At 43.6% G+C, this 12,658-nt stretch carries 18 protein-coding genes; 13 read left to right on the plus strand and 5 right to left on the minus strand.

What is annotated here, in order from left to right:
- Positions 1 to 569 precede the first annotated feature (569 nt).
- From ACE1CD_RS07430 to ACE1CD_RS07450, 5 genes are all read right to left on the minus strand, one after another.
- A complete protein-coding gene (locus tag ACE1CD_RS07430; protein WP_374795704.1) occupies positions 570 to 1,193 on the minus strand; it encodes a hypothetical protein in 624 nt (207 codons plus the stop codon).
- Positions 1,194 to 1,474: 281 nt separating this feature from the next.
- The gene (locus tag ACE1CD_RS07435) at positions 1,475 to 2,164 is read right to left on the minus strand and encodes a hypothetical protein (protein WP_374795703.1); all 690 of its coding nucleotides are present in this window, start codon (positions 2,162 to 2,164) and stop codon (positions 1,475 to 1,477) included.
- Positions 2,157 to 2,648 carry a hypothetical protein gene (locus tag ACE1CD_RS07440; RefSeq protein WP_374795702.1) on the minus strand — a complete coding sequence of 164 codons (492 nt, stop codon included), beginning with the start codon at positions 2,646 to 2,648 and terminating at the stop codon, positions 2,157 to 2,159. The genes ACE1CD_RS07435 and ACE1CD_RS07440 overlap by 8 nt, the downstream gene beginning before the upstream one ends.
- Before the next feature lie 177 nt (positions 2,649 to 2,825).
- A complete protein-coding gene (locus tag ACE1CD_RS07445) occupies positions 2,826 to 3,038 on the minus strand; it encodes a hypothetical protein (protein WP_374795701.1) in 213 nt (70 codons plus the stop codon).
- A 253-nt stretch (positions 3,039 to 3,291) separates the two neighbouring features.
- Positions 3,292 to 3,465: a hypothetical protein gene (locus ACE1CD_RS07450; RefSeq protein ID WP_374795700.1), complete on the minus strand. Its 174-nt coding sequence runs from the start codon at positions 3,463 to 3,465 to the stop codon at positions 3,292 to 3,294.
- 902 nt (positions 3,466 to 4,367) lie between these two features.
- Between ACE1CD_RS07450 and ACE1CD_RS07455 the strand changes: the two genes are divergently transcribed.
- From ACE1CD_RS07455 to ACE1CD_RS07515, 13 genes are all read left to right on the plus strand, one after another.
- Complete coding sequence (locus ACE1CD_RS07455) at positions 4,368 to 4,733, plus strand: hypothetical protein (protein ID WP_374795699.1); 366 nt, start codon at positions 4,368 to 4,370, stop codon at positions 4,731 to 4,733.
- A gap of 1 nt (position 4,734) precedes the next feature.
- Positions 4,735 to 6,228 (plus strand): hypothetical protein, encoded by a 1,494-nt coding sequence (locus tag ACE1CD_RS07460; protein ID WP_374822848.1) that lies wholly within the window; start codon positions 4,735 to 4,737, stop codon positions 6,226 to 6,228.
- A 93-nt stretch (positions 6,229 to 6,321) separates the two neighbouring features.
- A complete protein-coding gene (locus ACE1CD_RS07465; RefSeq protein ID WP_374822851.1) occupies positions 6,322 to 6,615 on the plus strand; it encodes a hypothetical protein in 294 nt (97 codons plus the stop codon).
- Positions 6,615 to 7,436 (plus strand): hypothetical protein, encoded by an 822-nt coding sequence (locus ACE1CD_RS07470; protein WP_374795697.1) that lies wholly within the window; start codon positions 6,615 to 6,617, stop codon positions 7,434 to 7,436. Before ACE1CD_RS07465 ends, ACE1CD_RS07470 begins: the two co-directional genes overlap by 1 nt.
- 137 nt (positions 7,437 to 7,573) lie before the next feature.
- Positions 7,574 to 8,128: a hypothetical protein gene (locus tag ACE1CD_RS07475; RefSeq protein WP_374822854.1), complete on the plus strand. Its 555-nt coding sequence runs from the start codon at positions 7,574 to 7,576 to the stop codon at positions 8,126 to 8,128.
- A 3-nt stretch (positions 8,129 to 8,131) separates the two neighbouring features.
- The gene (locus tag ACE1CD_RS07480) at positions 8,132 to 8,389 is read left to right on the plus strand and encodes a hypothetical protein (protein ID WP_374795695.1); all 258 of its coding nucleotides are present in this window, start codon (positions 8,132 to 8,134) and stop codon (positions 8,387 to 8,389) included.
- Positions 8,390 to 8,397: 8 nt separating this feature from the next.
- Positions 8,398 to 8,871, plus strand: a complete 474-nt coding sequence (locus ACE1CD_RS07485) for a hypothetical protein (RefSeq protein ID WP_374795694.1) — start codon at positions 8,398 to 8,400, stop codon at positions 8,869 to 8,871.
- On the plus strand, positions 8,868 to 9,212 hold the full coding sequence (locus ACE1CD_RS07490; protein WP_374795693.1) for a hypothetical protein: 345 nt from the start codon (positions 8,868 to 8,870) through the stop codon (positions 9,210 to 9,212). The genes ACE1CD_RS07485 and ACE1CD_RS07490 overlap by 4 nt, the downstream gene beginning before the upstream one ends.
- Positions 9,213 to 9,379: 167 nt before the next feature.
- Positions 9,380 to 9,841 carry a YkgJ family cysteine cluster protein gene (locus ACE1CD_RS07495; RefSeq protein WP_374795692.1) on the plus strand — a complete coding sequence of 154 codons (462 nt, stop codon included), beginning with the start codon at positions 9,380 to 9,382 and terminating at the stop codon, positions 9,839 to 9,841.
- Between the two features lie 141 nt (positions 9,842 to 9,982).
- Complete coding sequence (locus ACE1CD_RS07500; protein ID WP_374795691.1) at positions 9,983 to 10,486, plus strand: hypothetical protein; 504 nt, start codon at positions 9,983 to 9,985, stop codon at positions 10,484 to 10,486.
- A gap of 50 nt (positions 10,487 to 10,536) precedes the next feature.
- Positions 10,537 to 10,881 (plus strand): hypothetical protein, encoded by a 345-nt coding sequence (locus tag ACE1CD_RS07505; RefSeq protein WP_374795690.1) that lies wholly within the window; start codon positions 10,537 to 10,539, stop codon positions 10,879 to 10,881.
- Between the two features lie 12 nt (positions 10,882 to 10,893).
- Positions 10,894 to 11,364 (plus strand): hypothetical protein, encoded by a 471-nt coding sequence (locus tag ACE1CD_RS07510; protein WP_374795689.1) that lies wholly within the window; start codon positions 10,894 to 10,896, stop codon positions 11,362 to 11,364.
- Between the two features lie 38 nt (positions 11,365 to 11,402).
- Positions 11,403 to 11,876, plus strand: coding sequence for a L,D-transpeptidase (locus ACE1CD_RS07515; protein ID WP_374795688.1), 474 nt, complete (start codon positions 11,403 to 11,405; stop codon positions 11,874 to 11,876).
- Positions 11,877 to 12,658 lie beyond the last annotated feature (782 nt).

Consider the following 12,658-nt stretch of genomic DNA (forward strand, 5'->3'; position numbering starts at 1 on the left):
TGGTACAACTTTAAGCTTCTACCAAACAGTCGTACCTGTGTCATTAGTACACTTGTACGACTGTTTTTTATCTTTTTACTTTTATTTATAGGAGTTTAGACTAACCGCGCTTTAGGGCGCGGTTAGTCTAAACTCCAGTCATTACCTTCAGTGCCTCTGCGATTTTTTTGGAATATCAGATGGATTGGAAAGCACGGAACCAGGCAAATCCAAATATGTAATTGAGTGGCGGCCTGCTTCCAGTAAACTCCAATCCAGCAATCTTGTAACTTGAATTCAAGTCGAATCTTCATTTCACCTCTTGCTACTTTTGTAGTTTCAAGAACTTGATTTCTTCAGCGCGTTGCTGGCATCGCCTGAACCAATTATCAAGCAATTCCAACTCATCCAGAATCTCTAGAACGACCGAATTGATGGGTTCCCGTGATTCCTTTTCGGATTCATCGATTGCCCTAGAGAATGATTCGATCGCAAGGTCAAGTGTTTTACTTACGATTTTTAATTCCGCAAGAAACACCGCATAGTGTTGCCTAGTCTCCGAAAAGTTCAGTGACACAAATACCTTATGGTTACATTACAATCGGCATCCAAACCGTCTTTCCTTCACCGTTTTTCCCCAGTCGCCAACCTAGCTCTCCCATGTATTCCGCTGTTAGCTGTGGAGATGGGTAGCAATCCAATAGACCTTCAGATGAAGCCTTGTTCATTAGGTTCTTGATTTTCAAGGGTTCAACTTCTGGTGGAATAACGACGTGACCCGCCCTCTGGTTGACTTCATTAATCAGTCTCATCTCTTTCTCGATGAACTCACCGAGTATCTTAGACGTAATACTTGCACTTGCTTCTGTTCGTAAATCGAACTCCTCCCAGTATTGATTGAAATGTTCAATTCCCTCCTCTATTCCATCGAAAATGCCCGTAACGATTCCAGTGGAGATAACATCCACCGAAATAGTCCATCGGGTTGAGTCGAACGCCTCAGAGCAGAATTTCTTGGATTTATTCAGTTTCTTTTTCATTAAACTGAATTCAATCAATTTAGCTTCCTGCTCCCAGAACTCCTTAAATTTCCTATTTAAGGGGGACAGGTCAGTGCTTACCAAGTCGATTTTGTCGGTCAAGTCTTCCCCGTTCAGTTCATCTTTCTCGCTCTTCGTGAAGAGTTCAAATGGCTTAGTCCAAATCGCGATCACACGCCGCCTCAGTTCGGTGAATGAAGTAGGAAGCGATGATTGGGACTTGCAGATTCCTTTGGGGTAGGATGACAGAATTATTAATTAAATTGACAATATTCTGTCCTATTTCCAATTCTGTGTCCCAGTAATTAGAATCTATCGATTCTAGGCTGCTATCCCGAAAAAGGGAGTAATTGACATTTCTCGTTCTTGATTGCGGTTTTTCACTCATTTTTCTACTTGAATCCAAGCCAATTTGCGGTCACCCCAGTCAATAAAAACTGGGGTGATTCTAGGGATTACCTAAACATCAAATCAATCAGAAAACGCATTTCCTCGTAGAAATCAGGGTCGCTTTTCTTTAAGCACATCATGTGATGTCCAAGCATTTTAGCTCCGGACTCTTCGCCTTCACAAAGCATTCCGTCCTTGTCATTCATAAAACGGCGATAGAACTCTCGCATGGCATCGTCTTTGTCCATAGGCGACATCTTAATTTGCTTGCCGCCACCGCCAGCTTGTGACGAACTTGGAGAAGGAATATTTTTCAGGACACTCAACCCTTCGAGTTCTTCCGGCTCGTTAAGTATTGATACTCCTGGGATTTTCTTTTTTAGGGTCTTAGCGAGTGCTGCCATTAGCATCAGTTCTCCCTGGAAGGGTTTATTTAACCATCCGGAGTCATTCGCCCATTCTGCGATCGCTAGTTCTAGTTCGCTAGGTTCAGTGGGCGTTTTGGGGTTGTCCTTTGTCCAGCGTTCGTATGTGCTTGTGTGAATCACGAGAAGCACTGGCTCACTAGGTTTGAACTCTTCCGGTTTCCACAAATCGTCAATTTTGTCAGTCACCATGAAAATAACAATGAATTTGTCATATTTTTTGATGACGCCCTCTTTTACTTCGATTGATGTGTTGATTTTTGAGAAATCAACGCTCAACTCTTTGTATCCCGGAAAACCTGAATATTTCGCGTCTCTCAAACTAACCATGCTGTTTCTCCTGTTTAATCAAAAGTTGTCCTAACTCACCGCCAATGATTAAGTCGTTTAACGCAGAAAGCAATCGGTCGAATGGAATCATTTTAACGGCCCTATCGATTTTTGCTTCATTCGTTCCCACGATTATTGTTCGATTGAACAAACAGGGGTTCTCTAAATCCAGGAACCACAAGTTGGATTTAAATTTATCGGTTGGAAACCCCTTAGCTTCCACTATCGCCAACACTTCCTTGTGATGATTGAAAAGTACGAAATCAGCCTTCCAATACATCTCTGGATAGTTGCTGCTTCGTTGCTTGATCAGAATAGGCACTTGTCGCTCAAGCTCGCAAGTTATTCCGTGAATTTCGCGGACTTGAAGCATCCAAAGTCTCAAGGCTTCAAAACACCGAAACTCTAGCTTGCTATCGAAGACCACGCGCTCCCCGGCGGGGGAATACCAAACTACTGGTACGTTAAAGTATTTCCTGCTCATTCACCGCCTCCGAAGGTATACAAGTAAAGCTTTTGAGAAGCTTACTTTCTCGATTTTGCGCTTAACGATCGTGCCTTTTTCTATTTGCAAAACAGACCAAAGGGTTTTATTTATTTGATGTTCCCACGGTGTCTCGCAAACAATAGCTATTCCCGAAAAAACAGGTTTTCCCATGACTCAAAATGGAATGTCGAAATGGTTGTCCAAGTAAATCCTTAAGGCGTCTTCCAGGGGCTGTGCGTGACAGAGGAATTCGCTATCTGTTTTTCCGTAAATTTGGATAACAGACCACTCTCGACGGTCGTTACAAAAGAGAGCTAGTCCACTATAAGATTGCGACTCGCCTACTTGATTTTGCTCGTCATCAGGCATTTGTTGGCTTGATTTCATTGACCTTAATCCCTAACGCTTCTAAGTCAGAAACCCGCACTACTCGATGCCCGTGCAAGCTATAGGTCTTACACGCAATCACCGGAATTGTTCGCGAAATATCTTGGTTAATTAACGATGCGACCTCCCCTAAATCCTTACACTTGAGTGGGTTCAGGATGGTTGAAGTGATTTTTTCGATCACAAATCGATGGTCGTAAATTACCTCGACATATCGCTTGGCGCTAAATTTCGGTATGGCCATAAACTGCGATCATTGGTATCCGCCCTCTAGCAACATTCGGCGGTCGAGTACCACCGTTAGGGGATTGCAAGGAATCTCGTCCCAAAAAACGCTCGACCTAGATGGGTCTACGCAATTTCCCGTACTTATGCCTACGGGTTCTCCCGGACTGGTCTTTTCAAAGCCAGATTCATGGGGTAGCATGAAATATGCTCCTTTAATTAATACTTTTGGGAGTTAAACGCGGGGTGGGAGTTTGCTAGACAGTCACCCCGCCGTTCACTGGCCAGTTAAGTAACCGACCTGTTCCGTATGGTGCAACAGGCGGTTTTGGCTTGTCAACAGAGCATTTTTCAAAAAACGGCTAAGTCTGCACACTCAAAAGCTTTACCTATAAGGGTTTGCGGGATTTCTATTTTCTCTTTACAAGCTTTACATTTATTTACAATTGCGACAAATATAAAGAAAATCTTAAGTTTAGCGCAGGAAAGTGTTGCAATAGCTGACGTTACGTGGTAATATCGACCCTTTCTTTGCCTCTTTAGGATTCAGTAGCGACGCCTATAACCCAGGCTTATCAATCGCTCCAAAAACAGGCGTTATCTCTTGCGTATTTCGACTCTTAATTAAATAGCTTATTTAATTAACTCGTTTAATTAAATAGCTTATTTAATTAACTCCTGAAATACGCAAGAGTTGAGCGACATTTTGTGGCGCTTTGATAAGATGCGCTTATGCCACCCCTGTTGAAGCACTAAAGACAAGGATCATTAAGAGCGTTATTCTTGTTTTGCAACAGCGTCAAACACCCTTATTTAAAAATGTCAATATTTCAAACTTTTCCCCCTGAATTTAACCCAGCGATTCACTTACCGCAAGATTTTGGAGGCGGATTTCCACCGATAGAACCTCAAAGTTCTTGGGATGAAAACACTTCTTTTTTTGGTCGAATTACGTACACATCAGTTTCTTGGGTTAATGGTGACGTTAGAACCGGCACTTTCGAAAAATATTTTTTTTTCACGGCAGGACTCAGTAGATTCACCGTATCTGAATCCGTCAACCACTACAGCCGCCCGATTTGGAACAACGGGAGAGAGACTTTTGTGGACAAACGTGTTTGGTTCCCGGATAATTCCGACCTCCGTTTTTACTTATACAGAAGGCAATTTCCCGTCGCTGACGTGACGGATGTAGGATCACTAATTATTTCTTCTTTGCAAACATGGCAATCACCATCCCCACCACCGCCTGCGCCAGACCCAATCCCGGCTCCACCGTGGCAACCTTCGTCACCACCACCACCGCCGCCACCGCCGCCAATCTGCGACGTTCAAATAGGAATAGACGATGCAATTGGAGAGGGATATTTCTGTATGAGTTTTGATGAATATCGTAAGTTCCTGCAAGACAATCAACGAGCCAATGAAAGGCTTGATACAATTGTCAATAATCTAAGGAGTTTGCGATAGTATGCCTCAAAATGGTGGTACGGCTGAATATAGTAATTTAATTAATTCACTAGGAACAACGGCGACCAAAATCGATGACGTTGCAACAGAATTAGAGTTTCAATTTTCTCAAAAAATTCAAGAATCAGAAGTCGCCGTCCCAATGAACGAGGCAAGGAATTCGTTAAATTGGTGGGACACAATTTGGGGAACTACGCCACCACCCGCAAACCCAAACAACCTTCAAATAAATACGGGTACTGTCATTGCTTTCCCTGGTTTTGTGGGAGGAAGCTTGCTGGATGAATTCTTAGTGGCTTTTCCTAAATTCAGGGAAAAGGTTTTAATTCTAGCAAATAATCGAGTACCTTTTATTAGCGGCAACCTATTCGATGAGTACGTAACTAGCTTTCCGATATTGCAAGACAAAATCCGAGTAATGAGCGCGTCAGGAATCTCTATAGCTCAAGGGGGAATAAAAGGACTTGTTGTTTTTTCTAAAAATGCGGCACAGGTACTTGGTCAGGTACTTGTAATTGTTAGTTACATCGCTTTGATGGCAGATACCGTTCGACGCGCGGCAGAAGAATTGTTTACTATGATAAAAGCCTGCGCCGATGCAGTCTCCCAAATTATAGAAACTAATATTACAAGAGACGAAAGAATTGCTGCGCTAGAAGTGGCTCTGGGAAGTTTAAACAACCAACAAGCTCGTACTCAACAACAAGTAAATGCGTTTGAGCGGGGCTTAACTAATGTAGAATTTACAGCAAATGAGGCATTGACAGAAGTGGCTAATTTAGAAGAATTAATCAAATCTAATCACTCTCAAACAATGGGCAAATTCACATCTGCTCAAACATTCCAAAGTGCGAACTTTGACTTCTTAAAGGAAAAAACAAATTTTACTTTCAATCAGATAAATACGGGGGCGCTGCAACGCTCAACAGCGACCTTATCAAAAGCGGCAATCGAAGCTCCGGGAACAAAACTCTCTGATGTTCATGCAGCCACAGTTGGAATGCCTATCGCTGCTCAATCTGATACTGCCTATAAAACGGCGATCGCAGCAAGCACGGCAATAGCCGCAGGTACACTGGGTTATTCAGCATGGAAAAACGCAGAAAGCGTAAAAGGTGCGGTGAGCGGACTAGGAACAACGATAAACGGAGGGTTTAACCAACTTAAAAACCAAGGCAGAAAAATAGCTTCCATGATTAATGTTGGTAAGATTATGGACGCCGTGACCTTAATTGTTACCTTGCACAACGCGGCTATGTTAAGTCGAAATATCGGGGTGACTTTAATGCAAGTTACCGACAATGGAATTAATGCAGTATTAAACGCCTTTGGGATTAAAGGTATTGATGACGAGGGTGTTAACACCGCTAAATCAGTCAAGGACTTGCTGGATTCCTGGGGTAAACAAATCTTTGGCGTAACAGCTTGGACACAGATTAAAGCTAAGTGGGCCGCTTACAATACAATCGTTAGTAGCGCAAATACTCTATTCTAGAGCATCCGAGATTTCGCCAACACAACTAACGAAATCGCTTCGATTGCCGCCGAAAATAGTGGTAAGGTTGGCAATTTACTACGAAAAAGTGGGGTGCTAGAAGATAGGGGGCCGCTATTGCCAGAAAAGGTAAATCGTGAGACTGCTATCCAAAGGAAACTCCAAGACATCCAGAATCTTTCAAGTGTATTCCTAGATATCACAGAAAATATTTTGGAAAGCCAGGAAGCGCTCAAGGAAATTCAAGACAATAACAAGAAGTTCAAGGAAGACTTAGACAAAGGAGTTAAGACTTTGACAGAGGAGGTCAACCTTGATAAGTCTAAGTCGCAAGGTAAAGCCGTGAGTGAAGATGACGCGAAACCTACCGATGGAGACAATGACTAATGCCATTACCACGCAATGAAGCCGAACATATAAAACGACTATATCTCCAACTCCATAACCCTAGAGTCCGAAGATATTTCAAGCAAGTCCCGGAAGATGACATCGTACAACAAGGAAAGGCGAGCTTAAAAATTGGCTGCCTTGTACGACAGGACGACAGCTTGATACAAGCGATCGCGAGAGTTTTGCTATTTGAGATAACAGTGGGAAACTCAAGTCGTCTACAACCACCTATGTATACGTTGCCCGTAGCGAAATTCAAAAGTGAAACTGTTACTCTAAAACCACAGATTAATTTGAAATTTGTGGGAGAAACAGATGATGAAAATGAATATGAGCGAGGTATCTTGGATGCGGAAATCAGTTTTCGGTTGATGTGGGAGGAAAGCGAAATTACAACAACTCGCCTCAAGGCTCTTGCCAAAAAAATCTTCAATGAGTTCGCGAAACCATCGCCCTTCAAGTGGAAAAAGGGCCCAAAAATCTATTCTTACCGGGACTTAAAGAATGGGTATGAATTAAGGATTTACGCTTTCTCTCACGAAGAAGGCAGGCGAGTGGCTAAGAAAATACTGTCAATTCAGTATCACTCATTTGAAGACCAAGGAGCTAACAAAAGTGATAACGAAGGTAGCTTTCCTGTCAATCCCGGAACTAAGAGGGTGCTAGGTAAAACTGTCAAGAAACCTCGGCGGCGTCCCACGGGAGAAGTGCGATTTCATTCAGCGGAGTTCAACTGGGCCGAATACCCCGAACCTATCAAGCTTGTAGGGCCAGAAGCTAACCATAGGGGACTATCTCCAAGGCTCCTTTACGTCTAGCTCACCTCGTTAAGAAACCTATAGGTTTCCGTCAGCCTCCTAGCCCTAAAATCGGTGCTACAACTGAATTGTGAGCTAGGAGGAAATCAAAATAACGGATGGGCAGAAAAGCACGTTTTAGGGCTTTAAAGGCAGCGTTGAAATACCTACAGTCTGCGGGTGGCGCTGGTAGTGCAGAAGCCGTTCAAGCGCCTGCTGGGACGCAATTAAAAAAATTCCAAGACTATCTTGGAGGTAGCATAACAGTTAGTTATTCCCGTAACGCTGATTCACAAACAAAAGGACTACTTGCTTATACGGGTAAACTTTTTGGACTTAAAGGCGAAGAATCGAAAGCTTTAATGCGAGTGTCTAAGCGAGCTATTGATGGCAAAGGTAATGCCGGAATAGACCCAACGGAAGACTTGCAAATAACAGCGGGGAATACCGGAGTATTCAACGGAAATTACGTCCCCGCGAATGCGATAGTTTCTACTCGGAATACTACAGGTACAGTGTCAACCAAAGACAGCCAACTAACCGGGCGGAAATATAAAACCAAGGGAGGGGCTTCGTATACTTATCCGTTCGGAAGAAAGGCTGATACCGACATAATAAAAGACCGAATCGAAGCAATCAAGACAAAAGTAGGAGTTGCGGTTGAAGGAAAATCCAGAAGCGTATCTTTTCTCCCAGAAGACATCATCTGGTAGTTTATGGCAGAGCTAATTCTTGTTGATTCAATCCGAAGGCTTCTAGCGGTAGAACTATGGCTAAGCGACGTTGACAAAGCTCAAGAAGACTATCTGCTAGAAGCTTCACTAAAAATCAATCAAGCTTGTACTGATTTTGCGCTAGGAAGGACAGATAGTGAAACTTTTCTAGACATAGTAGAAAGTCATGAAATGAACATGGATGAATACCTTGAGTCGGTAACGGACGCACTCTCTGAAACTGGATTAATCACTGACTAAATATCGCGATGAACGCCATACAAGGACTGCCGCTTCAAAATGGCGACTTATGGGAAGGCGAGTTTTTTGGGATAAAAACAAAACCGATTTCTGGGGATACAAGAATTGCCATTCCCGACTTTGAAATTCCCTTGTCTGCTAGAAGCCCAATAATGGCAGCAAGATGTATCGCCCCAAGCTCAAAACCGTCATGGCGATTAGGGTGCTATGTCAATCAACAAATCCCAGCACCAGGAATCGCAGTTGGTTCAGACAGTATTGACATTTCCTCATCTGTTTTAGTCAAAAGATTTCGGATTCCCATATATCGAAGTTCAGACAAGAAACAGACTCTAATGTTCATGAATCCTGCGCCACAGATATGGCGATTAACTTGTTCTGTACCGCCGTGGCATGACGAAATACAGCTAGCCGTGTTTCGATACACAGGTGAAATCTCTGACAAATATCAACAAATATTGGAGGCAATAGCACAAATATGAAGCAAAGTCCATCTCAAGTAATTCCTTCGTGGATGGTGAATCCCTTAACCGGGGTGGTGAGCTTTAACGTTTCTGATTTCCAAGCCTATGGATTGGAAGCGGCAGAGATTGACTCAATTACGGGAGATTTCGGGAGCTACTTAAGAGCCTTAATGGAATTACTCGCAAACCTTTACGATACAAAGCTGCAAGCGGAACAACAACCTCAGCGGTGGTCAGTAACTAAGGGTACGCCGTTCGCGATCACAGTTGCGGGGGCTAGCAATCCCCAGCGTGTGCCATTCCAAGTGAACGTGGATATCGCCGCTCTACCAAGTGCCTACGAAATTCTACCCGAATAAGGCGAACTTATCAATCGCTCCAAAAACAGGCGTTATCTCTTGCGTATTTCGACTCTTAATTAAATTGAGTATTTAATTAACTCGTTTAATTAAATAGCTAATTTAATTAACTTCCAAAATACGCAAGACTATCGCCGCCAAAAACCCATCATTAATAAGGCATACTTATGCGAAGTAATGAAATCCTAGAAGGCGAAATAGTAGCCAACGACGTGCTGGAAAGGCTCCATAGCATTAAACCCACTAGACAAATAATTCGCACCTTCCCTAGTGGAACGATGGAACTAGAGTTAGGGGCCGATGGAGTGTGGCTTCGCTTTGATTGCGATTGCGTTGACGCGCTTCCCTACTGTCAAGCTCAATGCTGTGCGTTAATCGGAACTATTGTGTTTGATGAGGAAGTACTTAACGGAGCTATAAACGAGGGGAATCTTGATATTGACAGAGCGGATAACCTTGTGATGAAGCGCGGTAGCGATGGCTTTTGTCGATGTCTAAACCGCCAGACAAGAACTTGCGAGATTTACGAAAACAGACCTCAAACTTGCAAGGATTTTCACTGTACTCGCGGCGCGGATATGAGAGGGTGGCCTTTACCTAATTACGTCAAAAGACAAGCAGGGGGCTAAATGATTATTGGCGACCTTTTATATGAAAAAGCCTCGTCAAAAGTTGGAATAGCGCCTATCAAATCATTAAGTGTTTTCCTGTCAAAGCCCTACCTTGCTATCAAGATAGAGTCAACCCACAAGGGCTATACAGGAGCTTTCTTGACATTTAAAAAACTATTAAGTGTAGGGGAAGTGATTACCTTAGAAACTTCGGTGAAGCTGAATTTCGCCGAAGCAATACAAATACCGGACGGGGATAATCCGTATAACTTATTGATTGATTTCCCTGCCTGGTTACCAGATGTAAACGTTAAAATTTGGGAGGTTCTAGAAATGCCAGCTTTTTCATTAACAGGGAGTTCAATCATCGGCACTCGCAAGGGAGTTCCTGTGCGAACACCTGTCAATGCCTCCACGACGGCGGTAGCGTTACTCGCTGCACGAACTGGTCGCGTCGGACTGGATATTATCAACGAAAGCGCGGGTGTTATGTACGTTCGATACGCAGTAGTAGCAAGCCCCGCTAGTGCCACAACTAAAGACGCTGTAGTTCCACCGAATACCACTTACGAATTCCCCGGATTGCCGCCGGAGAGCGCCATTAACGCCGTCTGGACAATCGGGACAGGTAGTTGCACCGTTGTTGAGTGGACGGAAACATAGAGTGTCCCAAGAATGCTAAACCGACCCATTTACTTCAATTACAGAACAAGGTGAATAACTTACTAGCTACTTTTCAATTGCCAGATTTTCTTGACTTACTTCATAAACTTTTGAGCTTGGGCGGATATGTTGTCGCACTACTTCTGTGGCTAGATTCTCAAGCAAAAAAAAGGTATGCAGCCCAAAGAGATTTCGAGGAAATCAAAACTTCAATCGATATATTGGAGAGAAATCAGGAGGAAATCCTAAAAACAATTGAGCGTCATGAGACGAATACCTTCAAGAATTACACTGAAGTTACAAATAGGATATTTCGTGACTTAGATATGTTGAAGCAGTTAATCAACACCCAAGCATTGTTAATTGCGCCGGAAGAGAAAAATAGCGGGAAATAACCTGGAAGGGGAATGCCATACGTCTCACACACGGGCGAGCGAAGCCCCAGTCTAATCATTACCAATCGAATCGATGTTTTGTACGCTGACAGCAACTGGGGCTTGCAGAATGGCTACGGAAGCAATCAAGTTTACTGGCGATCGCGACTTGATTCAGGGCCGGGTGAAACAGCGACAGGAAAACTAGAGGTTGGGAATCTAACTTTAAAAAACAAGCTGACGCTTGCGATCGCAGGCGGTGGCGCAACGAATGGGCACTTGAAATTGATGAAAATCGTTAAAGTGTCCGACAATTCCACTCTCGCAAGCTATACGCTTGGCACTCTTTCCGGCAACGCTAACTCGGATTGGCTAAGAGTGACCACGATTAACACAGCAAGCTGGATTAACACCGAAATCAAGTTGAGTTTCGAGGATAACGACCCAAACTCATCTTGGGCTTGGATGGCAGTAGATTTAGCGAATATCTATTGCTACTCCTAACTAAATTAACTTTGTTCTTTCTTTTTAGTTCAACACAAATGGAAACACCCAAGCTAATATTCACTCTCGAACTTCTAGAGACGCAAAACTTGATATGGGGGAATCTAAGATTGATTTACCCCGACGGCAGAATAGTAGACTACCTGGCAACTTCTGGGAGTCGCGGTTGGCAATCAAAAGACGATTTGTGGGCAAGAGGCCGAGGGCCTATACCTGATGGGTTTGATTATCAAATTCCCACAACACCCTATTACTTACCGACCAAGGGAATTGAAGGAAATTTCTTTCATATCACCCCTGACCCGGTAAAACAAAAAAATGGCAATGGAACGAGAGCCGAATTAGGCATCCATTACGATGCTAATGTGCCCGGAAGCGCTGGGTGCATCGTACTTAAAAACCGAGACGGCTTCGAGGGATTCTGTAACAGAATGAAGCGCTTGGCTGATAACGAGACGAAAACCCTCCCTTTGACGATTAACTACCTCCCCCTGCTCTCTAACCTCGCCTAGTTCACTTCCGTCAACCCCGCGATCGCGCCAAACTCATCGCCTCATTCCGACCCTCCTTGGTATGTCAGCCAGGGAGGGTTTTTTTACAGTTAAGCGGGACTTATCAATCGAGCTTTTAGGGCTGTCTACCTTACGTGGATTTTGACGTTTAATTAAATTGAGTATTTAATTAACTCATTTAATTAAATAGCTAATTTAATTAACTTCCAAAATACGCAAGACATTTCCCGAAAAAAAGACACGATTGATAAGTTGCCCTAATACCCAATACCTGTATACACCTTTAGTGATAAGGCGATACCTGTATACAGGTTTAGCGTGATCGCTGGTAGGCACACCCCCACCCCGTAAATCACACCCTCTTGCATCAGGGCATCAGCGAAAGTCCTCCTCTGATAGGGACAAAAGCAGTTGGGAAGGGTGTAGGGAGGGATGTCAAGGTCGGAACGTAGTGGAGCCGAAGGGAAACCTTGATAGACCGAGCGAACCCTGTACAATCTGCTGGCCCTATCAGAGGGGCTTGAGCGATTGCACTCACTTACTCGTTCTGGCCCTTTTCTGATTTATCTTGTTTGGCCCAGCTTATTACTTATGCCTATGTAAAGTGAGGGTAAGTATAAGTATCTCTCAAGTATCACCACCTACCCATGTCGCCTATTTCTGAGGTAGCTTGGAAACAGCTTGAGGGAAACCTGAGAGAAAACAACAAAGCAAGCGCCTCAGTTATTGCTGAAACACTTGCCCTGCAAAAGGTTGACATAGTGGCGGGAAGTGGATTTGAA

Source organism: Aerosakkonema sp. BLCC-F183 (genome assembly GCF_041929145.1).
Classification (GTDB): domain Bacteria; phylum Cyanobacteriota; class Cyanobacteriia; order Cyanobacteriales; family Aerosakkonemataceae; genus Aerosakkonema.